This window comes from Erythrobacter dokdonensis DSW-74, from assembly GCF_001677335.1.
Lineage (GTDB): Bacteria > Pseudomonadota > Alphaproteobacteria > Sphingomonadales > Sphingomonadaceae > Erythrobacter > Erythrobacter dokdonensis.
In genome coordinates this window covers 206,534-226,261 of record NZ_LZYB01000001.1, presented here as the reverse complement: position 1 = coordinate 226,261, position 19,728 = coordinate 206,534, and the positions used below count along the sequence as shown (strand labels likewise).

The 19,728-nt window shown below is 65.3% G+C and carries 22 protein-coding genes; 9 read left to right on the top strand and 13 right to left on the bottom strand.

What is annotated here, in order from left to right; translation table 11 throughout:
• Nucleotides 1-30: 30 nt before the first annotated feature.
• From I603_RS01150 to I603_RS01140, 3 genes are read right to left on the bottom strand one after another with little or no spacing between them, the layout of a single operon-like run.
• The gene (locus I603_RS01150; protein WP_232305207.1) at nt 31-723 is read right to left on the bottom strand and encodes a DsbA family oxidoreductase; all 693 of its coding nucleotides are present in this window, start codon (nt 721-723) and stop codon (nt 31-33) included.
• Nucleotides 720-1,610 carry an NAD(+) diphosphatase gene (gene nudC, locus I603_RS01145; protein WP_068861989.1) on the bottom strand — a complete coding sequence of 297 codons (891 nt, stop codon included), beginning with the start codon at nt 1,608-1,610 and terminating at the stop codon, nt 720-722. The genes I603_RS01150 and nudC overlap by 4 nt, the downstream gene beginning before the upstream one ends.
• Nucleotides 1,610-2,929: a serine hydrolase domain-containing protein gene (locus tag I603_RS01140; RefSeq protein WP_068861988.1), complete on the bottom strand. Its 1,320-nt coding sequence runs from the start codon at nt 2,927-2,929 to the stop codon at nt 1,610-1,612. The genes nudC and I603_RS01140 overlap by 1 nt, the downstream gene beginning before the upstream one ends.
• 123 nt (nt 2,930-3,052) lie before the next feature.
• On the opposite strand from I603_RS01140, the gene I603_RS01135 reads away from it, so the two are divergent.
• Nucleotides 3,053-3,274: a hypothetical protein gene (locus tag I603_RS01135; protein ID WP_068861987.1), complete on the top strand. Its 222-nt coding sequence runs from the start codon at nt 3,053-3,055 to the stop codon at nt 3,272-3,274.
• Here I603_RS01135 and I603_RS01130 read toward each other — a convergent pair.
• Entirely contained in the window at nt 3,271-4,308 is a 1,038-nt protein-coding gene (locus tag I603_RS01130) for an A/G-specific adenine glycosylase (RefSeq protein WP_068861986.1), read from the bottom strand. The two genes, I603_RS01135 and I603_RS01130, sit on opposite strands and share 4 nt — an antisense overlap.
• Nucleotides 4,309-4,337: 29 nt before the next feature.
• On the opposite strand from I603_RS01130, the gene I603_RS01125 reads away from it, so the two are divergent.
• From I603_RS01125 to I603_RS01110, 4 genes are all read left to right on the top strand, one after another.
• A complete protein-coding gene (locus I603_RS01125) occupies nt 4,338-4,877 on the top strand; it encodes a DUF721 domain-containing protein (protein WP_068861985.1) in 540 nt (179 codons plus the stop codon).
• A gap of 11 nt (nt 4,878-4,888) precedes the next feature.
• Nucleotides 4,889-5,647 (top strand): DsbA family protein, encoded by a 759-nt coding sequence (locus I603_RS01120; protein WP_068861984.1) that lies wholly within the window; start codon nt 4,889-4,891, stop codon nt 5,645-5,647.
• A gap of 89 nt (nt 5,648-5,736) precedes the next feature.
• Complete coding sequence (locus I603_RS01115; RefSeq protein ID WP_068861983.1) at nt 5,737-6,483, top strand: DsbA family protein; 747 nt, start codon at nt 5,737-5,739, stop codon at nt 6,481-6,483.
• A gap of 7 nt (nt 6,484-6,490) precedes the next feature.
• Complete coding sequence (locus tag I603_RS01110; RefSeq protein ID WP_068861982.1) at nt 6,491-9,913, top strand: chromosome segregation SMC family protein; 3,423 nt, start codon at nt 6,491-6,493, stop codon at nt 9,911-9,913.
• Nucleotides 9,914-9,922: 9 nt separating this feature from the next.
• On the opposite strand, the gene I603_RS01105 is transcribed toward I603_RS01110, so the two are convergent.
• The 5 genes from I603_RS01105 to rpmF all read right to left on the bottom strand — a co-directional run bounded on the left by I603_RS01105 (nt 9,923) and on the right by rpmF (nt 13,094).
• Nucleotides 9,923-10,354 (bottom strand): MerR family transcriptional regulator, encoded by a 432-nt coding sequence (locus I603_RS01105; protein WP_068861981.1) that lies wholly within the window; start codon nt 10,352-10,354, stop codon nt 9,923-9,925.
• 20 nt (nt 10,355-10,374) lie between these two features.
• Nucleotides 10,375-10,674: an integration host factor subunit alpha gene (locus I603_RS01100; protein ID WP_198157200.1), complete on the bottom strand. Its 300-nt coding sequence runs from the start codon at nt 10,672-10,674 to the stop codon at nt 10,375-10,377.
• 139 nt (nt 10,675-10,813) lie between these two features.
• Nucleotides 10,814-11,788, bottom strand: a complete 975-nt coding sequence (locus tag I603_RS01095) for a beta-ketoacyl-ACP synthase III (RefSeq protein ID WP_068861980.1) — start codon at nt 11,786-11,788, stop codon at nt 10,814-10,816.
• Nucleotides 11,785-12,879, bottom strand: a complete 1,095-nt coding sequence (plsX, locus tag I603_RS01090) for a phosphate acyltransferase PlsX (RefSeq protein WP_068861979.1) — start codon at nt 12,877-12,879, stop codon at nt 11,785-11,787. The genes I603_RS01095 and plsX overlap by 4 nt, the downstream gene beginning before the upstream one ends.
• Before the next feature lie 38 nt (nt 12,880-12,917).
• Nucleotides 12,918-13,094 (bottom strand): 50S ribosomal protein L32, encoded by a 177-nt coding sequence (gene rpmF, locus I603_RS01085; RefSeq protein WP_068861978.1) that lies wholly within the window; start codon nt 13,092-13,094, stop codon nt 12,918-12,920.
• 239 nt (nt 13,095-13,333) lie between these two features.
• Here rpmF and I603_RS01080 point away from each other — a divergent pair, with 239 nt between their 5' ends.
• Both I603_RS01080 and I603_RS01075 read left to right on the top strand, forming a co-directional pair.
• Nucleotides 13,334-13,729, top strand: coding sequence for an MAPEG family protein (locus tag I603_RS01080; protein WP_068861977.1), 396 nt, complete (start codon nt 13,334-13,336; stop codon nt 13,727-13,729).
• Between the two features lies 1 nt (nt 13,730).
• Nucleotides 13,731-14,231 (top strand): lipocalin-like domain-containing protein, encoded by a 501-nt coding sequence (locus I603_RS01075; protein ID WP_068861976.1) that lies wholly within the window; start codon nt 13,731-13,733, stop codon nt 14,229-14,231.
• A 1-nt stretch (nt 14,232) separates the two neighbouring features.
• On the opposite strand, the gene I603_RS01070 is transcribed toward I603_RS01075, so the two are convergent.
• Together I603_RS01070 and I603_RS01065 are read right to left on the bottom strand one after the other, a co-directional pair.
• The gene (locus tag I603_RS01070; protein WP_269747000.1) at nt 14,233-14,898 is read right to left on the bottom strand and encodes an MBL fold metallo-hydrolase; all 666 of its coding nucleotides are present in this window, start codon (nt 14,896-14,898) and stop codon (nt 14,233-14,235) included.
• 11 nt (nt 14,899-14,909) lie between these two features.
• Nucleotides 14,910-15,590 (bottom strand): LexA family transcriptional regulator, encoded by a 681-nt coding sequence (locus I603_RS01065; protein ID WP_068861974.1) that lies wholly within the window; start codon nt 15,588-15,590, stop codon nt 14,910-14,912.
• Between the two features lie 124 nt (nt 15,591-15,714).
• On the opposite strand from I603_RS01065, the gene I603_RS01060 reads away from it, so the two are divergent.
• Nucleotides 15,715-15,918 carry a hypothetical protein gene (locus I603_RS01060; protein WP_068861973.1) on the top strand — a complete coding sequence of 68 codons (204 nt, stop codon included), beginning with the start codon at nt 15,715-15,717 and terminating at the stop codon, nt 15,916-15,918.
• Nucleotides 15,915-16,331, top strand: a complete 417-nt coding sequence (locus I603_RS01055) for a hypothetical protein (RefSeq protein ID WP_232305206.1) — start codon at nt 15,915-15,917, stop codon at nt 16,329-16,331. The genes I603_RS01060 and I603_RS01055 overlap by 4 nt, the downstream gene beginning before the upstream one ends.
• A 132-nt stretch (nt 16,332-16,463) precedes the next feature.
• Here I603_RS01055 and I603_RS01050 read toward each other — a convergent pair whose 3' ends face one another.
• Together I603_RS01050 and I603_RS01045 are read right to left on the bottom strand one after the other, a co-directional pair.
• Nucleotides 16,464-17,906 (bottom strand): aldehyde dehydrogenase family protein, encoded by a 1,443-nt coding sequence (locus I603_RS01050; RefSeq protein ID WP_068861972.1) that lies wholly within the window; start codon nt 17,904-17,906, stop codon nt 16,464-16,466.
• A 111-nt stretch (nt 17,907-18,017) separates the two neighbouring features.
• Nucleotides 18,018-19,700 (bottom strand): acetolactate synthase large subunit, encoded by a 1,683-nt coding sequence (locus I603_RS01045; RefSeq protein ID WP_068861971.1) that lies wholly within the window; start codon nt 19,698-19,700, stop codon nt 18,018-18,020.
• Between the last annotated feature and the right edge of the window lie 28 nt (nt 19,701-19,728).

The following is a 19,728-nucleotide window of genomic DNA, read 5'->3' as shown; positions in this document are numbered from 1 at the left end:
GCGCTGTTCCGGAAGAGCCGGGGAGCCCTGTCAGGCTTCCCGGCTTTTCTGTGCGACGCGCCGCAATGCATTGACATAAACTTCGGGGGCCTGCGCGCCGGGGATCAGGAACTTGCCTTCCACAATCATCGCCGGAACGCCGGAGATGTTCATGTCCCACGCCTGCTGCTCCTCGGCGATGACGCGGGCTTCGAGCGCCGCATCGTCGAGCGCCGCCTTGGCAGCCTCGCGGTGGAGGCCGACGCTCGCTGCGATATCGAGCAGCACGGCGCGATTCCTCAAGGGCTTGCGCTCGTTGAAATGTGCCCGGAAAAGCGCGAGCTTCAGTTGCGTCTGCACCTGCGGCCCGGCCTCTTCCAGCGCGAAGGCCAACAGCTTGTGGCAATCGCGGGTGTTCCACATCATCGCGGGCGGCGCCTCGCCCTCCCCTTCATAAGCGAGCGACACGCCAGCGCCTTCAGCAATCGCCTTCATCTGCCCGCGGATCGCAGCACCCGCCTCGGCGGAGCGGCGATATTTGCGTTGCAGATGCGCTTCCTGCTCCTCGCCTTGCGCCGGCATGTCCGGGTTCAATTCGAACGGCCGCCAGCGGATCTGCGCCGCTATCTCGCCTTCCAGTTCCCCTAGCGCCTTGGTCAGCTGCCCGTAGCCGATCAGGCACCAAGGGCACATCACATCGGACCAGATGTCGATTGTCAGACGCTGGGGCAGTTGTGCGCTCACCGGTCGAGCCACCATGCGATCAGGTGATGGGCGATGGCGAATTGCTGCGGGAAGATCAGCTGGTCATTGCCCTGCGGCCCGGCGGCGCGGGCATCCTCCAGTTCGGCGCGGGTGAACCAGCGCGCATCGTCGAGCTCGGTGCGGTCGATGGTCAGTTCCGGATCGTCGGCCACAGAAGTGCAGCCGATCATCAGCTGGCTGGGGAACGGCCAGGGCTGGCTGACGATGTAGCGCACGTCGCGCACGCGCACGCCTGCCTCCTCGTGGATTTCGCGCGCGACCGCTTCCTCGATCGTCTCGCCCGGTTCGACGAAACCAGCAAGCGCGGAATACATGCGCGGCGGAAAACGCGGCTGGCGACCGAGGAGCAGGCGGTCCTCATGTTCCACCAGCATGATCGTGACCGGATCGGTACGCGGGAAATGCTGCGCGCCGCAAGCATCGCAATTCCTCTGCCAGCCGCCCTTGGCAGGCTTGGTCGGCGCGCCGCAATTGGCGCAGAACCGGTGGCGGGCGTGCCAATCGACCAGGCTCCTCGCCCCGCCATAGATCGCCAGATCCTCCGGCTGGAGCATCTGCATCGCCTGCCACGCTCGCGGCATCGCCGGGCTGGTCGAGCCCTCAGCCGGGACCGGCGCGAAATGCGCGCGGTCATCCATCATGCCGAGGAACACCAGCTCGGTATCCTCGCCCACATCGGCGATGGTGTGCCACAAGAGGCGGCCATCATCGTCGAATTCGGGCAGCAGCCCATCGAGGTTCAATACCCGCGCGCGCCAGTTCATCAGGTTGCCGAGCGCCGCCGGATCGACGCGGATATTATCGGCCCGGTCGATCGGCGATCCGGCAAAGGCCATTGGCAAGGGCGCGTTGGCGGGCAAGTCCATCACGCCGCCTGCTTTGCCCGCATTGCGGCAATATCCTTCTCCAGCGCGGCGAGAAATTCGTCGCGCACGGGATAGGCTTCTGCAGGCATGTACTGGGTGAACAGGGTCGAACGCAACTTCAGCCCGTAATCGACCGCGGCGAGCGTGCCCGCCGCCCCGCCCCAGCCGAAGGTCTGGTCGACCGAGCGCCCGCCCGCGCCATGGCCTTGGCCCTCCATCCAGCTACCGGTTGTATCCACGCTCGCGGGAAGCAGATTGGAGGTACCGACGCGCACCGCCTCCTCGCTCATCACCCGCACGCCGTCGATCTTGCCATAGCCCAGCAGCATGCGCAGGAAGCGGTCGTAATCCTTGGGGCTCGACACCAGTCCCCCGCCTCCCGCCGGCACTTCGGGCGGGTCGAGATAGATCGAGTTCACGCCCGGATCGAGCGGGAAGGCATTGCCGGCTACGATGCCGTAATTGTCGGTAAGGCGATAGGCTTCGCTCTGCGGTACCTGCATCCAGGTGCTGTTCATGCCGCAAGGCTCGAAGATGCGCTGCTTCAGGAAGGCCTCAAACTCCATGCCGCTCGCCACCTCGATCACCCGGCCAAGCAGGTCGATGCTGCACGAATAGCTCCACTTGGTGGCAGGCTGGTACATCAGCGGCAGTCCGGCAAGGCGATCTGCCCAGGCCTCCAGCCCTGGCGCGGGCGTGACCGGCGGGAAACCGGGGATCGGCATCCGGCTGACCCGCCCGCCGACAAGGCCATTCTCGTTATAGGCGGCGAGCAGCGGACCCTTGCTGATGATCTGGTAGCCAAGCCCAGCCGTATGCGTGAGCAGTTGGCGGATCGTGATCGGACGATCGGCGGGGACGGTATCTTCTAGCGGACCTTCGGGATCGACCAGCACGCGCATGTCGCGGAAGGCGGGCAGAATGTCGTGAAGCGGCTGGTCGAGGCCGAGCTTGCCTTCGTCGATCAGGATCATCGTCGCCATGCCGGTGATCGGCTTGGACATCGAATAAATGCGGAACAGCGAATTCTCGTCCACCGGCGCGGGCTTGGCCAGCGACAGCGTGCCGCCGCCAACGGTGTGGGCGTGGTCTTCCTGCGTGCCCCAGCCAAAGGTCAGGAACATGTTGGCGACCTTGCGCTCCGACACATAGCGGTTGGCCATCGCCGCGACATTGGGCCAGCTTTCGGAGACATCATGCGCCAGCAACGCGCGACCGAACGGCAAGCCGGACAGCGCTGCCCCCGCGGCCAGCAGCGAGCTGCCCCGGAACAAGGCACGACGGGACAGGATGGCGGAATCGACGGCAGCGGTGGTCATGGGGGATGAATCTCCGAAAGGCGGGTTTTCGTCCCCTGTGTGGGGCAGCGCGGCGCGAGGGTCAATCACCCTCGTCCGCCTTTCGCCCTTGCAAAACAGAGGTGTCCTATCCATGTAAGACACATGCTCAATCTGCTTGCCTATCTCATCGGCCTTGTCAGCCTGGTGATTGTCATTCCGGCGCAATTGCCCTTGCTGGGCGCGATCAACTGGATCGCGCTGCCGATCATCGCCCTTGGCGTCATTATCGGCGCGCTGTCTTCGAAGGATGGCGGGCGCAATTTCTGTCTGGTCGTGCTGCTGATCGCGGCGGTGCGGCTGATGCTGGGCGGCGGGTTGTTCTAACCCGAAGCCAGCGCCAGCCGCGCGGCCTTGGCAAACAGGGTCGCAAGGCCCGCTTCCTCCAGCCGGTCAAGCGGCCACCATTGTCCCTCGCCGGGCGGCGTGGCTTGCGTCTCCAGCCCCAGCACCCGCAAGGTAAGGTGGGCATGGGTGAAGCCGTGCCGCACCGCGCCAAGCTCGTGCCAGTCACCCGCCAGCGGCACTTCGCCCGCGCCATCGCCCTGCGCGCTCCAGCCATCATCGGGCAGCGCACGCATCCCGCCCAGCATTCCGGTGCCGGGGCGGGTCACCAGCCAGACTTCGCCCTCGCGGGTGATCCAGAATGCCGTCCCGCACCGTTCAGGCACGCGCTTCTTGGGCGGCTTGACCGGCAGGCGCTCAGGCTCGCCCGTGGCGAAGGCGCGGCAATCCTCGCGCAAGGGACACAGCAGGCAGCGCGGGCGGCGTGTGGTGCAGGTCTGCGCGCCGAGATCCATCATCGCCTGCGCGAAATCGCCCGCACGGGCATCGGGCGTGATCCCATCGGCAGCGGCACGGATCGCCTTCCTCGCCCCAGGCAGCGGCGCCTCGATTGCAAAGACCCGCGCGACCACCCGCTCGACATTGGCATCGACCACCACCGCGCGCTGCCCAAAGGCAATCGCGGCAATCGCGGCCGCCGTATAATCGCCAAGGCCCGGAAGTTTCCGCAGCTCGGTCTCCGTGCGGGGAAAGCCGCCCCGGGCCGCGACTTCACGCGCGCATTTGAGGAGGTTGCGGGCACGCGAATAGTAGCCCAGTCCCGCCCATGCGGCCATTACCTCCTCGTCCACTGCCTCGGCCAGAGTCTCGACCGTCGGCCAGATGGCCAGGAACTTTGCGAAATAGGGCTTCACCGCCGCGACGGTTGTTTGCTGTAGCATGACTTCGGACAGCCACACGCGGTAGGGCCAGGTGGGATCGACGGGCAGCGGACTGCCCGGCGGGTGACGCCATGGCAGGTCGCGGGCATGCTTGTCGTACCAGGCAATCAGTTTGTCGGAGATACTGGCGGTCACGCCGCGCCTATGGCATGGCGGGTGGGACCATGGGAAGCGACAACACCGGCAAAACCCGCAAGACGTCCAAGGCGCGCCCCTATGAAAGGCCGCGCGGACAAGGTGTGCGCGCAATTGGCGACCTGATGCCGGAAATCGGGCGCACTGCCTTCCGCCGCTTTGGTTTTGTGCAGAGTTCGGTCGTTACCCGCTGGCCAGAAATCGTCGGTCCGAAACACGCCCGCGTATGCAGCCCCGAGGCGATCCGCTTTCCCCCCGGCGAAAAATCGGAAGGCATCCTGCAGCTCGTGGTGGTGCCTGCCCATGCCCCGCTGATCAGCCAAGTCATCCCCGAAATCATCGAGCGGGTAAACCGCTTCTTCGGCTACAAGGCGGTAGCGAGGGTCAAGCTGCGGCAGGGCGCGGTCAGTCCCGCACAGGCGGAAAAACCCGTCAAGGCGCCCCCCTCGCTCAAACCCATTCCGCTCGAACTTGGCGACAGTCTGCGGGACATTGGCGATCCCGAACTGCGCACCGTGCTCGAATCCCTCGCCCGCAGTCTGGGCGAGAAAGACAACCCGAAAACCTGACAGGACATGCCATGACCTTGCGTCTTTCCGCCCTTCTCGGTGTCGCTCTGCTTGCGGTAACAGTGCCCGGCGGGGCGCAGCAAAGCCTCGATACGCCGCGCAGCGCCTTTGATGGCATCGATGCACAGGGCAACTGGAGTGCGGCCATCAGCCGCACCGAACGCGGCCACCTTATCGGCAATCCCGACGCCGATGCTCGCCTCATCGAATTTGTCAGCTATACCTGCGGGCATTGTGCCAGCTTCGCGATGGAAGGCGAGCCGGCGATCGACCTCACGCTGCTGACGCCCGGGAAGATTTCGGTCGAGGTTCGCCCGGTGATCCGCAACGCGCTGGATCTCACCGTGTCATTGCTGGCCCAGTGCGGCGATCCGGCAGGCTTCAAGGATCGCCATCGCGCCTTCATGTACGGGCAGAAGGAATGGATCGCGAAATTCCAGAACGCGCCCCAGAGCCAGCAGGCCATCTGGGCTCGGGCCGACAAGGCCTCGCGCATGAATGCCGCCAGCGCACTCGGCCTTGCCGACATGCTGGTACAGCGCGGCCAGTCGATCGCCGATGTGAATGCCTGCGTGATGGATGATGCTGCAGCACAGAAGCTGATCAACAATGGCACAGCCGACCGGCTGGACTTCGAGGTGGCCGGAACACCCAGCTTCGCGCTCGACGGCAAGCTGCTTGAGAATGTGCATAACTGGGCCGGGCTTTATCCCGTGCTTTCGGCGCGCTTCGCGTCGCCCGCCGAGGGCGATTTATCCACCGGGTCCTGACCCAATTGTTCACAGCCCGAGCGCCCGGCCTTGCTGCTGATGCGCGAACGGCTATTCTCCCTTACCGACCCTCCAAGGAACTGTCTCCGATGAAAATCTCCCGCTTCCTAGCGCTCAGCCTCACCGCCGCCGCATCGATGGCGCTTGCCGCCTGTGACGATGCCGGCGCGCCCGGTGAAGTAGCCGAAGGCGAAGCCCTGCCTGCGGTCATGGCACCGCCGGGCACCAGCTGGACGAATACGGTCACTGTCACGCCGGAAGGCGGCTACATGATCGGCAATCCCGAAGCGCCGCTCAAACTGGTCGAGTTCGCCTCGCACACCTGCGGTGCCTGCGCCAATTTCGCGGTGACAGGCAAACCGACGCTCAAGGACAAGTATGTAGCGAGCGGGGTTGTAAGTTTCGAACAGCGCGAAATCTTTCTGAACCCGTTCGACATCGTCATCGCCAGCATGACCCAGTGCGGTGCCAAGGAGCAGATGCAGCCACTTTCGGACGAAGTCTGGCAGAACCTCCAGCAGGTCTTCACCGGACTGCAAGGCAACCCCGAAGCGGTTCAGGCCGCAGGCCAGCTGCCGGTGGACCAGCGCTTTGCGAAGATCGCGGAAGTGACGGGCCTGCTCGATTTCTTCGCAGCGCGCGGGCTCAGCGCGGATCAGGCGCGCACCTGCCTGACGGACGGCGCGAAGATCGAGGCAATGGTCAAGTCGTCCGAGGCGCAGGCGAAGGAGTTCAACGTCACGGGCACACCGACATTCGTGCTCAACGGCAAGAAGCTCGACGTCACCCAGTGGCCGCAGCTCGAACCGGCTCTCCAGCGCGCCGGAGCGCGCTGACGCCGCGATGCAGATCCACCGGCTCAAGCTCAGCGGATTCAAGAGCTTCGTCGAGCCGGCTGACTTGCGTATCGAGCCGGGGCTGACCGGGGTCGTTGGCCCCAACGGTTGCGGCAAATCCAACCTGCTTGAGGCAATCCGTTGGGTCATGGGGGAAACCTCGGCCAAGTCGCTGCGCTCGGGAGGAATGGAGGACGTGATCTTCGCGGGGACCTCGACAAGGCCGCCGCGTGATTTCGCCGAAGTCGTGCTCCATGCGCAGGACGATGGCGGCGAGGAACTGGTCGTCACCCGCCGGATCGAGCGCGGGGCGGGCAGTGCCTATCGCGTCAATGGCCGCGACGTGCGTGCCAAGGACGTCGCACTCACCTTCGCCGATGCGGCAACCGGCGCACATTCCCCGGCACTCGTAAGCCAGGGCAAGATTGCGCAGGTCATCGCCGCAAAGCCCGCCGAACGCCGCGCCATGCTGGAAGAGGCAGCCGGGATCGCGGGCCTGCACGTGCGGCGCAAGGATGCCGAGAGCAAGCTGCGCGGAGCCGAAGCAAACCTGGCCCGGCTTGAGGATCTAATGGCCGGGCTTGATGCACAGATTTCCTCGCTCAAGCGTCAGGCCAAGCAAGCCGAGCGCTACACCGAACTCACGAACCGCATCCAGGCAGCCGAAGCGCGGCTGTTGTTCGCTCGCTGGCGCGAGGCCGCGTTTGCCGCGAAGGAAGCGCGCACGGCGGCCGAAGCTGCCAATGCGCAGGTCGCCACCGCGCAGGCAGCCGTCGCCGAAGCGCAGCAGGAACAGGCCGCAGCCGCACAGGCGCTTACCAAAGCGCGCGATGAACTGGCCGACCGGCGCGATGATGCCAGCGCTCACGGCCACCGCATGGCGGCGTTGGCGGAAAAACTGGAGGCTGCCGAAACGCGTCTCGCCGACCTCACCCGCCAGCAGGAGCGGCTCGAGGAGGACCGCGCGGATGCCGATCGGCTGACCAGCAGCGCGGTAGAGGCGCTGGCGCGGCTGGAAAAGGAGGTTGTTGCCAGCCGCGGCGCTGTCGAGCAGGCCGAAGCCGCCCGCCCCGCCCTTGCCGCCCGCTCGGAAGACAGCGAGCGGGCCAGCCGCGCGGCAGAACTCGCGCTTGCCAAGGCAACCGCCGATCACGCCGGGGTCGAGGCCGAATGGCGTGTGGCCGAAGCCGCCGTCGAACAGGCCGAAGCCCGGCTGGCACGGGTCGTGTCCGACATGGCGCGGCTTGAGCGCACCCGGACCGAACTGACGCAAAGCGGCGACGCCGACGCGGAGGTGGCCGCCGCAAGCAACGCGGCGCAGGTGGCCGGGGAAGCACTTGCGGCTCTGCGCGAAAGGCTCGCTTTCGGCCAGGCACGCAAGAGTGACTTGCAGGCGGCGCGCGATGACGCGGCCAGCGCGCTTGCCGCTGCCCGGGCCGAACTCGCCGGAATCGAACGCGAACACGCTGCCCTTGCCCGCGACCGCGAGGCACGGGCGAAGCGGGAGGCGGGACGAGCGGGTCTTGCCACAGCGCTCGACCGGGTAACAGTTGCTCCGGGCTACGAACGCGCGCTCGCCGCCGTGCTCGGGCGCGACGGCAAGTCGCCGCTGGGCGCACCGCCAGCCGCGCAAGACGGACGGTTCTGGACCGGTGCCGGCGCGCCGCAGCCGGTCACGGACAGCCTGCTGGCGCACTTAACCCATTGCCCCGACGAACTGCGCGCCCGACTTGCCCTGGTGCATTGCATCGAGAGCGACGATGGCCGCAGCCTTGGTCCGGGCGAGTGGCTGGTAACCCGCGCCGGACACTTGCGCCGCTGGGACGGGTTTATCGCGCGCGGCGAAGGTGCGGCCGAAGCGGCCCAGCTTGAAGCCGCCAACCGATTTGCCGAGCTCGATGCCGCACTCACGCCGCTGCGAGAGGCCGCCGCAGCTGCCGAGGCCCGCGACAAGGCGGTGCGCGAAGAGCTTTCCGCTCTCCAGACCGCACTGGTCGCACAAGAACGGGCGATTGCGAACGCGATCGAAGCCGAGCGGCAGGCGCTCAGACGGCTCGATCAGGCCGAAGCCGCGAAAGAAAGGATTGCCGCGCGACTGGCGGAACTGGCGGCAACTGCGGGAGACATGGAAGCCCAGCTCGCCGCCGCGAAGGGTGATCTGGTCGCCGCTCGCGAGGCGCGCGAACGGCTGCCCGCGCGCGACGCCGGGCGGGCCGCGCTCGAAGCTGCGCAGGCGAGGAACGAGGCGGCACGCTCTGCCGTGCAGGCCGCGCTCGCCGAACTCGCTGCACAGGATCAGGCGCTTGCTGTGGCGCGAGAACGGCTTGCCGCGCAACAGGCCGAGCAGTCCGGCTGGAAGGCACGCTCGAGCGATGCCGAGCGCCGGATGGCCGAAGCTGCGCGCCGGCTCGCAGAGATCGAGGAAGAACGCGCCATCCACGCCGCCAAGCCCGCCGCGCTCACCGCCGAGATCGAGGCGGGCGAGGCCACCCGCACACGCCTGGGCGAGGAACTTGCCGCCGCGGAAAGCCAGATGCGCGAGGCCGATGCCTGTCAGCGCGCCGCCGATGCCGAACTTGCCGCGCGCACCGAAACTCTCGCCCAGGCGCGCGAGGGCCGCGCCAGTCTTGCCGCGCGGGCCGAGAACGAGGAATCGCGCCGCACCGAACTTGCCCGGATCTCCGGCGAGCGCTTCCAATGCCCGCCTCCGCTGCTGGGCGAACGCTTCGGCTTTGCCGAGGACGACGTCGCCCCCGCCAGCAGCGAATCCGAGGAACTCGAACGCCTCACCGCCTCCCGCGAGCGGATCGGACCGGTCAATCTCGTCGCCGCCGAGGAACTGGCGCGGATCGAGGCCGAACAGGGCAGCAATGCCGGGGAGCAGGCGGACCTCGCCGAGGCCATCGCCCGTTTGCGCGGCTCGATCGGCAGCCTCAACCGCGAGGGCCGCGAGCGCCTGCGTGCCGCCTTCGAGGAGGTGGACGGCCATTTCCGCGTGCTGTTCACCCGGTTGTTCGAAGGCGGGCAGGCGCACCTCGCGCTGATCGACAGCGACGATCCGCTCGAAGCGGGCCTTGAAATCTACGCCCAGCCGCCGGGCAAGCGGCTGCAATCCCTGTCGCTGCTGTCCGGCGGCGAGCAGGCGCTGACGGCCACGGCGCTGATCTTCGCACTGTTTCTTACCAACCCTGCACCGATCTGCGTGCTCGACGAGGTCGACGCGCCATTGGACGATGCGAACGTGGAACGCTTCTGCGACCTGCTCGATTCGATGGTGCGCACCACCACCACGCGCTACCTGATCGTCACCCATAATCCGGTAACCATGAGCCGGATGCACCGGTTGTTCGGGGTGACAATGGCCGAAAAAGGCGTGTCACGCCTCGTCAGCGTCGATCTTGGCGAAGCGGCGTTGATGGCGGCGGAATAACCGAACCGCTTACCCTTCCAGCGCTGTCGCCAGTTTCGAGCGAATCGCCTTGAGCGCCTCAAGGGTTTCCGCCATTTCCGGGGCCTCGGTCACCATCAACCGGACTCCCGGAGCAGCATCGCCCTCGACATCGGCACGACGGTCGCCCGCACGACGATCCTGGGTGCGGCGGTCGAAAACGCTCTTGGCCGAGACACGCAGCACCGCTTCGGCCCCCTTCAAGGTGTAGCCCTCGCGGTTGACCAGCCGGTCGATCGTCTCCACCATCGCCACGTCGCTGGGACGATAATAGCGCCGCCCCCCGCTGCGCTTCAGGGGCTTGAGAAGCGGGAACTGCTGTTCCCAGTATCGCAGAACGTGGGGCTTGATGCCGAGCGCCTCGCTGACCTCGCCGATGGTGCGCAGCGCACCTTCGTCCTTTCCGTCACCGAACTCGGCCATCAGCCCTCACCTTTCGTGGCTCACCCCTTGGCGATACGTTCCTTGAGCAACTGGCTCGCGCGGAATGTCATCACCCGGCGCGGAGTGATCGGCACCTCGACCCCGGTCTTGGGATTGCGGCCGATCCGCTCATTCTTGTCGCGCAGCACGAAGCTGCCGAAGCCGGAAATCTTGACGTTCTCGCCGCGGGCGAGTGCATCGCTCATCTTGCCGAGGATCGACTCGACCATTTCGAGCGATTCCGCCCGGCTGAAGCCCATCTTGCGGTTGATCGTTTCCGCCAGATCGGCGCGGGTCAAAGTGCCTACCGAACGCATCATGCGCCTTCTCCTTCGTTGGCGCGACCCATCGAAGACCTACAACTTACTATTTTCCGTCCGCTTTGCAACGCGATGGCCCGCTCAATCACGGGTTTTCAGCAATTGTGTTAGCTTTTTTGCAATGCGCCCCGCGCGCGCGTCACAGCCGGATCAGGCTGGCGCCCCAGGTGAAGCCTCCACCCATGGCCTCCAGCATCACCAGATCACCCGGCTTGATCCGTCCGTCCTTGCGCGCCACATCAAGCGCAAGGGGCACCGAGGCAGCCGAAGTATTGGCGTGGCGGTCAACGGTCACGACCACCTTTTCGGGCGCGATTCCGAGTTTCTTCGCGGTCGCATCAAGGATCCGCGCATTGGCCTGATGCGGCACGACCCAGTCGATCTCGTCGGCCGAAACACCCGTTTCCTCAAGCACTTCCTTGAGCACGTCGGAGAGGTTCACAACCGCGTGGCGGAATACCTCACGGCCTTTCATGCGGACATGACCGGTAGTCTGGGTGGTGGACGGCCCGCCATCGACATAGAGCAGATCATGCTGCGCACCGTCGGCATGGAGGCGCGTGCCAAGGATACCGGGGGCATCCTTGCCCTGTGATTCGCCCGAGGGTGCCTCGAGCACTACCGCCCCGGCTCCGTCGCCGAACAGTACGCAGGTCGTGCGGTCCTCCCAGTCGAGGATACGGCTGAAGGTTTCCGCCCCGATCACCAGCGCGCGCTTCGCCATGCCGGTGCGCAGCATCGAGTCGGCAACGCTGAGCGCATAGAGAAAGCCGGAACACACGGCGGCGACATCGAAGGCGATGCCGCCATTGCACCCCAGCGCGGCCTGCACCTTGGTAGCGGTGGCCGGAAAGGTGTTGTCAGGCGTGGCTGTCGCCAGCACAATCAACCCGATACTCGATGCCTCGACACCCGCATCCGCAAGCGCGGCGCGAGCTGCCGCAGTGGCGAGGGTGGCGGTCGTCTCACCCTCGCCGGCGACATGGCGCTGGCGGATACCGGTGCGCTCGACGATCCATTCGTCGGAAGTTTCGACCCGTGCCGCAAGTTCGGCATTGGTGACGATCCGGTCGGGCAAGGCCGATCCGGTGCCCAGCAGACGCGATCCGGTCACGCCGCGGCCTCGCCGCTATCCTCGGCCCCACGCACCTTGCCGTTGCGGCCCAGCGCATCCTGGCCGAGTTCGGCAAGATCATGTGCGATCCGTTCGGTCAGCTTGTTTTCGAGCAGGCGCGCGGCGACGGCAACCGCATTGGCGACGCCCTTGGCATTGGCGCTGCCGTGGCTCTTCACCACCACGCCGTTGAGACCAAGAAACACCGCGCCATTGTGGTTGTTGGGATCGAGATGGTGCTTGAGCAGCTCGGTCGCGGGGCGCGAGACGAGGAAGCCGATCTTGGACCGCAGCGAAGAGGTGAAGGCCTGCCTCAGCAGGTCGGTGACGAAGCGGGCCGAACCTTCGATCGCCTTCAGCGCGATATTGCCGGAGAAACCGTCGGTCACGACCACGTGCGTTTCGCCGCGATTGATCTTGTCGCTTTCCACGAAGCCGTCGAATTCCAGCGCCAGCCCGCCCTCGCCCCCGGCAGAAGCGGCTGTGAGCATGGCGGCGGCATCGCGCAGTTCCTCGGTGCCCTTGATTTCCTCGGTACCGATATTGAGCAGGCGCACGACGGGCCGCTCGAAGCCGTTGACGATGCGCGAATAGGCCGCGCCCATCACCGCGAACTGGACGAGATTGCGAGCATCGGCTTCGGTATTGGCACCGAGATCAAGCATCACCACGTCATGCGCCTGCAAGGTCGGCATGATCGCAGCGAGCGCCGGGCGGTCGATACCGGGAAGGGTGCGAAGCGCAATCTTGCTCATCGCCATGAGCGCGCCGGTGTTGCCCGCGCTGACCGCGGCGCCGGCTGCGCCGGTCTTCACCGCGTTGACGGCGAGACCCATGCTGGTTGTCTTGGCGCGGCGAATCGCGCGGCTCGGCAATTCGTCGCCACCCACCACGTCCTCGCAATGGAGAATTTCGGACGCGCCGCGCATGTTCGGGTGGTTTTCCAGCGCCGCCTCGATGCGGGCCTGGTCACCCACCAGCAGGAACTTGAATTCCTCGTACCGGCGACGGGCGAGCGCTGCGCCTTCGACCATCACGCGCACACCTTCATCGCCGCCCATCGCATCCACAGCGATACGCGGCAGGCTCATGGTGCTTCTCTCCGGTCTATCGTGCAGGCCAGCGGCGATCAGCCGACGGCGAGGACCTGACGCCCGTTGTAGTAGCCGCAGTGGCCGCAGATGTTGTGCGGGCGCTTCAGCTCACCGCAGTTCGGGCATTCATGGAACGCCTCGACCTTGAGGGCATCGTGCGAACGACGCATGCCGCGACGGGAAGGCGATACTTTTCTCTTGGGGACAGCCATGGCGGCACCAATTCCTCAAATAACTATGCGTTTGCGCCATTGACCCTGCGGCTTGGGCGCCGGTGATTCTCGAAGGCCGCCCTTAGGGCAAGGAAGCCTCACGCACAAGCATAAGCCGATGCGCGCATTCCTTGGCCGACTGTGGCGGGAAGGCGCGCGCTATAGCGGAAAATTCGCGCGTTGCAACCCGCGCGGGTGCAGCCTAGCAATGGCGCGACTTTCTCCAGGGGGATCATGTCATGACCTTGCTGCCCGTTACCCTTGCCTCGGCTGCCGCTGCGGCCGTGCTGAATATCTGGCTGTCGATCCGCATCGGTGCGGTCCGGCGCGCGCTCGGCATCAGCGTCGGTGATGGCGGGAGCGAAGCGCTGCAACGCCGGATGCGGGCGCAATTGAACTATGTCGAGAACACCGCTTTCGTGCTGGTGCTGGTCGCGGCTGTCGAACTGGCCGGCAAGGGCAGCTGGTGGCTGGCTTACGTGGCTGCGGCCTATTTCATCGGCCGCGTGCTGCACGGCTTCGGTATGGACGGCGGCAACTGGGGATGGGGCCGGATGGTGGGCACGCTGGTGACGATGCTGGTGCAGCTGGGCCTTGCGGTGGTGGCTGCGCTGCTGGCGGCGGGGGTCATGTAAGGTGAGCCCGGTTGCCCTTGCGCTTGCCACTGCCCTGCTGACCTCGCAGGCGCAGTCTGAACCGAACGATCCTTGTCTTTTCGGAATTTGGGAAGTTGTCGAATGGTCTGATCTCGACAGCGAAGGCAATCCAATGCAGCCTGATCGCTCGGGCGCAAAGGGGCGGTTCATCTATACGCCTGGAGGACTGTTAAGCGTTCAGGTCATGCTTGACCCCAATTCTGCGCCCATAGAAGGTCGACAGGACGTTGATGGGCTGGCCGACGCGGCACGCTCTACCGTCGAATACTTCGGACAATATCAAGCCGATGCCGAGAATGGTTCGCTCACACACCATATTGTCGGATCGGGCATTCCCAACCGTCGCGGGACGGACGCTGTGCGCAGCTATGCGATGAAAGATGGCAAATTGCTGATATTCTGGAATGAGCCGGACGGACGCCGGTTCAGCAGGACGTTGGAGCTGCTTGAACGGCTGGGAGATATACCCTGCGAATTATAACTTACCCAAGCGCATAGTCGCTCACAAACGCATTGGTCTTGCGCTCGCGGCCGAAGGTGCTGGTCGGGCCGTGGCCGGGGATGAACATCACGTCCTCGCCCAGCGGCCAGAGGCGCTGGGTGATCGAATCGATCAGGTCCTGATGATTGCCGCGCGGGAAGTCTGTCCGCCCGATGCTGCCCTGGAACAGCACGTCACCGACAATCGCGAAGCGGCTGGGCGCGTGGTAGAACACCACGTGGCCCGGGGTGTGGCCGGGGCAGTGGATCACGTCGAGCGTCAATTCGCCAACCGTCACCGTGTCGCCATGCTGGAGCCAGCGGGTGGGCGTGAAGCTCTTGGCGACCATCCCCCAGCGTGGGCCGTCTTCGTCGAGCTGGTCGATCCAGAAGCGGTCATCCTCGTGCGGCCCTTCGATCGGCAGGCCCAACTCCTCGGCAAGCATCCCGGTCTGACCGCAATGGTCGAGATGTCCGTGAGTGACGAGCAGCTTTTCGAGCGTCACCCCCGCCTTGGCGACAGCCTCTTTCAGCTTGTCGAGATCCCCGCCGGGATCGACCAGCGCGCCCTTCATCGTCTTGGTGCACCAGATCAGCGAGCAGTTCTGCTGCAGCGGCGTCACCGGAATGATCGCGGCGCGCATGGGTAGTGTGGGTTGGTCGGTCATGAGCGGGAGGCTTAAATCTTCCCCCCCTTCCACACAACCCGGCCGATGATATCGACCTCGTCTGCCGCAACTTCAACCGGCGGGTAGGCGAGATTCTGCGACAGCAACGCCACCCGCCCTGCCCCCGCGCTCGCTACGCGCTTGACCATCAGCGTGTCGCCTAGGCGCACCACGTGGATGCCGTCGCGAAACGGACGGGGTGAGCGATCGACAAGGATCTCGTCGCCGTCGTTGAGCAGTGGCTCCATCGAGTCTCCCTCGACCCGGATCGCCGACAGGTGCGCGCGTTCCAGCCCCTGTTCGGCCAGCCAGCGGCGCGAGAAGCGGAAGGTGTCGAACGCATCCTCCTCGCCTGCCACGCGCCCCGACCCGGCTGACGCACCGAGATCGAGCCGCGGCACCTCGACCCACGCACCCGATTCGCGACGCTTAGGGGCTTTTACGTAGGAATTTTCCTGCGCCTCGCGCAATTCCTCTTCTCCCACGCCGAAGAACTGCGCCAGCGTGGCGCGGTCCTGTTCCTCCAGCTTGCGGGGCGAACCTTTGCGAATGAATTGCTGAAGATAGGATGGATTGCGCCCCAGCAATTCGGACAGGGCGGCGAGGCTCACCCCCCTCTCCTGGGACAATTCCAGCAGTCGCGCACGCGGCGCATCGAGGGTGAGGCGGGGGTTTTGCGGATCGATAACCATGAATCCTTCCTACACGTAGGATTTTTCCTAGACAAGTAGGAAATGAAGTGAAACAAATCAGGAACATCGAGCGATTCGCCCGGTGCATCGCCTTCGGCACAGCACTCTACAGGGACGCAAAACCATGCTGCTTCGGACCATCGAAACCTTCCTCAGGGAACACGCCATGCCCGCCACCAAATTCGGGCGGCTCGCCGCCCATGACCCGCGCTTCGTGCTCGATCTGCGCATGGGCCGCATCCCCCGCCCCGATACCGAACTGCGCACCCGCGCATGGATGCAGGGCTATGCAGATCGCGCCGCCGCCGAACAGAAGGAGGCTGCATGATGCTGCTGACCGAAAGCCACCGCGATCCCTTCGCTCACGCCTTTGCCGACCTCGAGGACTTAGAGGTCAAGTCCGCCCCGCTCGCCGGTTTCCGCGCACGCCGAACTACCGCCGACCGGGTACGCACCGCACTTACCGCGCTGGCGCAGGGGCACGGCACGCTGCTGTCGCATGACGAGAAGGCCTGGGCCTCAATCACCTTCTCGGGCACGCGCCACGAGGTGGTGCTGGAATTCTGCGGCACAGAGGCTGTCGCAGGCGGCGAGGAACTGATCGAGCGCCTGCCCGATCACGAATTCGCCCTGCCCGGCCAACTGGTCGCCGATGCCACCGTGACCAAGGTCGACCACCGCTTCGGCGCGATGGAGCGGCTGGAGGTGACTGCGGTATTGCTGCTGCTGGAGGAGGGGTGAGGCCGCGCTAGATAGGCGGTGCGCCTTCGGGCCGCAGATGCGGCCCGCAAGCGCGACCGCGCGCCCGCAGGTGCGCCTCAGCGAAGCGGAGGGAATAGCACCGAGGACAAGGCCCCGGAGGGGGCCTTGCAATCAGGACCTCCGCCGGATCACCAGGTTCCGGATCTCGCTCATATCCTCCATCGCGAAGCGGATGCCTTCGCGGCCCAGGCCTGAATCCTTGACCCCGCCATAGGGCATGTTGTCCACCCGGTAGCTCGGCACGTCATTGATCACCACGCCGCCGACATCGAGCCGCTCCCAAGCGTCGAACATCTGGAACAGGTCGCGGGTAAAGATGCCCGCTTGCAGGCCGAACTTCGAATTGTTGACCTCCTCCAGCGCGGCGTCGAAATCATCGAAGCGTTGCAGGATCGCCAGCGGACCGAAGGCTTCCTCGTTCTTCGCCTTGGCGTCGGCTGGCACGTTTTCGAGCAGCGTCGCCTCCAGCATATTGCCGCGCGTCAGCCCTCCGCCGCAGAGCAGGCTCGCACCCGCCGCCACGGCCTCGTCGATCCAGCCTTTCAGCCGCCTCGCCTCACCGTCGGAGATCATCGGGCCGATGAAGGTGTCGCGGTCCTTGGGATCGCCCGCGACCAGTTTCCCGGCCCGTTCGACCAGCATCGCCTTGAAGGCATCATAGACATCGCCGTGGATGAGGATGCGCTGCACCCCGATGCAGGATTGGCCCGACTGGTAGAATGCGCCGAAGATAACGCGTTCGAGAGCATCGGCGAGATCGGCGTCGCGGTCGATGATCACCGCCGCATTGCCGCCGAGTTCGAGCACGACCTTTTTCTTGCCCGCCTTGGCCTTCAGGTCCCAGCCCACGCCCGGCGAACCGGTGAAGCTGAGCAGCTTCAGCCGCTCGTCCTCGGTGAACAGGTCCGCCCCGTCGCGGGCAGCGGGCAGGATGCTGAACGCGCCTTCGGGCAGCACGTCGCATTCGGCCAGCACCTCGCCCATGATGATCGCGCCGAGCGGGGTTTTGCTCGCGGGCTTCATTACGAAGGGACAGCCCACCGCAATCGCGGGCGCGATCTTGTGCGCGGCGAGGTTGAGCGGAAAGTTGAAGGGCGAGATGAAGCTGCACGGCCCGATGGGAACGCGCTTCCACATCCCCTGATAGCCACGCGCGCGCGGGGAAATGTCGAGCGGCTGGACTTCGCCATAGTTCCTGACCGCTTCCTCGGCGGCGATGCGGAAGGTGTCGATCAGGCGGGAGACCTCGCCTTCGGCATCCTTGATCGGCTTGCCCGCCTCGACGCACAGGGCAAAGCTGAGTTCGTCAAACCGTTCGCGGAAGCGCTTGACGCAGTGCAACAGCACGTCCTGCTTCTCGTAGGAGGCAAGCCGCGCCATCGGCTCGGCGGCGCGCACGGCCCCCGCGATCGCCTCTTCGATCACATCGGGCGTCGCCAGCGCGGTGCGGAAGGCGACCTCGCCGGTGTATTTGTCGGTCACCGCCAGATCGGTGTTGGGCTGGGCGGCCTTGTTGTTGAGGTAGAGCGGATAGGTGGATTTGAGTTGGGGCATGGTGGCTACGTCTTCCTCGTCTTCCCGGACTTGATCCGGGATCCCGCTTCTTCTTGGGCCGCCGCGGGAGGGAAGCGGGGCCCCGGGTCAAGCCCGGGGAGACGCATGGGTTCAAAGCTCCTTCGACAACCGCTTGATGTCGATGTTCAGGATCTGGTCGTTCTCGGAATAGTCGACCGGGCAATCGATCAGATGCACCCCCGGCGTGTCTCGGCAATGGGCAAGCAGATCGGTGAGGTGTTCGGACGAGGTCACCCGGTGCCCGATAGCGCCGTAGCTTTCGGCATAGGCGACGAAATCGGGGTTGCCGTAGGTCAGGCCGAAATCCTTGAAGCCCATATTGGCCTGCTTCCAGCGGATCATCCCATAGGCATCGTCGCGCAGGATCAGCACAGTGAGGTTGAGGCCCAGCCGCACGGCGGTTTCCATCTCCTGGCTGTTCATCATGAACCCGCCATCGCCGCAGATCGCCATCACCTTGCGATCAGGGTAGAGCATCGCGCTCATCATCGCGGAAGGCAGGCCCGCCCCCATCGTCGCCAGCGCATTGTCGAGCAGCACGGTGTTGGGCAGGTAGGCGGTATAGCCGCGCGCGAACCAGATCTTGTAGACCCCGTTGTCGAGGCAGATGATCCCGTCCTCGGGCATGCACCCTCGCACCTGCGCCACCAGATGCGGCGGGAAGATCGGGAAACGGTCGTCGGCAGCAAGCGGCGCGGTATGGGCGACCTCTGCCGCGCGATATTCAAGCATCCGCTTGAAATCCCACTTGCCTTGCGGGACGATGTCTTCCTTGATCTGCCAGATCGCGTTGGCGATATCGCCGATCACTTCGATCTGCGGGAAGTAGACCGGATCGACTTCGGCCGTGCGGGTCGAAACGTGGATGACTGTCGGCGGACTGTCCGAACCGACCGGGCCTTCCTCGTCGTTCTTCATGAAGAAGGGCGGTTTTTCGATCACGTCATGGCCGATATTGACGATGCAATCCGCATCCTCGATCGCGCGGTGGACGAAGTCTCCGGCAGACAGCGCCGCGCAGCCGAGAAACAGGGGATGGCGCTCGTCGATCACGCCCTTGCCCATCTGGGTGGTAACGAAGGGAATCCCGGTCTTGTCGATCAGCTGGCGCAGCATTCGACCGGTCATCTTGCGGTTGGCGCCCGCGCCGATAACGAGGATCGGCTTCTTCGCCTGCTCCAGCGCCACCACCGCCTGACGCACGGCCTTGGGCTCGGCACTGGGCCGACGCGCAAGACTGGGAGCAAGCGGGCGGCTGGTCGTGTGTTCCTCGGCAATGTCCTCTGGGAATTCGAGATGGACGGCGCCCGGCTTTTCCTCCTCGGCAAGCCGGATCGCCTCGCGCACGCGGCTGGGGATGTTGTCGGCGCTGGCGAGCTGGTGGGCGTACTTGGTGATCGGGCTCATCATCGCCACCACGTCGAGGATCTGGAAGCGGCCCTGCTTCGATTTCTTGATCGGCTTCTGCCCGGTGATCGCCAGCGTCGGCATCCCGCCGAGCTGCGAATAGGCGACCGCGGTGACCATGTTGGTCGCGCCCGGCCCAAGCGTTGCGAGGAATACACCGGTCTTGCCGGTGTGGCGGCCATAGGTCGCCGCCATGAAGCCCGCACCTTGTTCATGACGGGTCAGGATCAGCTTGATCTTGTCCGAATTCGACAGGCTTTCGAGAAAGTCGAGATTCTCTTCCCCCGGCACGCCGAAGATATATTCGACGCCTTCAGCCTCCAGACACTCGATGAAGAGGTCGGACGCTTTCTTCGGATCACTCATGTTGTTTCCCCCCAAAATGCTGCATCCC

Excerpts from the sequence above, each read along its gene's own strand:
- nudC (WP_068861989.1), bottom strand. The coding sequence starts at position 1,610 with ATGGACTTGCCCGCCAACGCGCCCTTGCCAATGGCCTTTGCCGGATCG.
- I603_RS01140 (WP_068861988.1), bottom strand. The coding sequence starts at position 2,929 with ATGACCACCGCTGCCGTCGATTCCGCCATCCTGTCCCGTCGTGCCTTG.
- I603_RS01135 (WP_068861987.1), top strand. The coding sequence starts at position 3,053 with ATGCTCAATCTGCTTGCCTATCTCATCGGCCTTGTCAGCCTGGTGATT.
- I603_RS01125 (WP_068861985.1), top strand. The coding sequence starts at position 4,338 with ATGGGAAGCGACAACACCGGCAAAACCCGCAAGACGTCCAAGGCGCGC.
- I603_RS01120 (WP_068861984.1), top strand. The coding sequence starts at position 4,889 with ATGACCTTGCGTCTTTCCGCCCTTCTCGGTGTCGCTCTGCTTGCGGTA.
- I603_RS01115 (WP_068861983.1), top strand. The coding sequence starts at position 5,737 with ATGAAAATCTCCCGCTTCCTAGCGCTCAGCCTCACCGCCGCCGCATCG.
- I603_RS01110 (WP_068861982.1), top strand. The coding sequence starts at position 6,491 with ATGCAGATCCACCGGCTCAAGCTCAGCGGATTCAAGAGCTTCGTCGAG.
- I603_RS01105 (WP_068861981.1), bottom strand. The coding sequence starts at position 10,354 with ATGGCCGAGTTCGGTGACGGAAAGGACGAAGGTGCGCTGCGCACCATC.
- I603_RS01100 (WP_198157200.1), bottom strand. The coding sequence starts at position 10,674 with ATGATGCGTTCGGTAGGCACTTTGACCCGCGCCGATCTGGCGGAAACG.
- plsX (WP_068861979.1), bottom strand. The coding sequence starts at position 12,879 with ATGAGCCTGCCGCGTATCGCTGTGGATGCGATGGGCGGCGATGAAGGT.
- rpmF (WP_068861978.1), bottom strand. The coding sequence starts at position 13,094 with ATGGCTGTCCCCAAGAGAAAAGTATCGCCTTCCCGTCGCGGCATGCGT.
- I603_RS01080 (WP_068861977.1), top strand. The coding sequence starts at position 13,334 with ATGACCTTGCTGCCCGTTACCCTTGCCTCGGCTGCCGCTGCGGCCGTG.
- I603_RS01070 (WP_269747000.1), bottom strand. The coding sequence starts at position 14,898 with ATGACCGACCAACCCACACTACCCATGCGCGCCGCGATCATTCCGGTG.
- I603_RS01065 (WP_068861974.1), bottom strand. The coding sequence starts at position 15,590 with ATGGTTATCGATCCGCAAAACCCCCGCCTCACCCTCGATGCGCCGCGT.
- I603_RS01060 (WP_068861973.1), top strand. The coding sequence starts at position 15,715 with ATGCTGCTTCGGACCATCGAAACCTTCCTCAGGGAACACGCCATGCCC.
- I603_RS01055 (WP_232305206.1), top strand. The coding sequence starts at position 15,915 with ATGATGCTGCTGACCGAAAGCCACCGCGATCCCTTCGCTCACGCCTTT.
- I603_RS01050 (WP_068861972.1), bottom strand. The coding sequence starts at position 17,906 with ATGCCCCAACTCAAATCCACCTATCCGCTCTACCTCAACAACAAGGCC.
- I603_RS01045 (WP_068861971.1), bottom strand. The coding sequence starts at position 19,700 with ATGAGTGATCCGAAGAAAGCGTCCGACCTCTTCATCGAGTGTCTGGAG.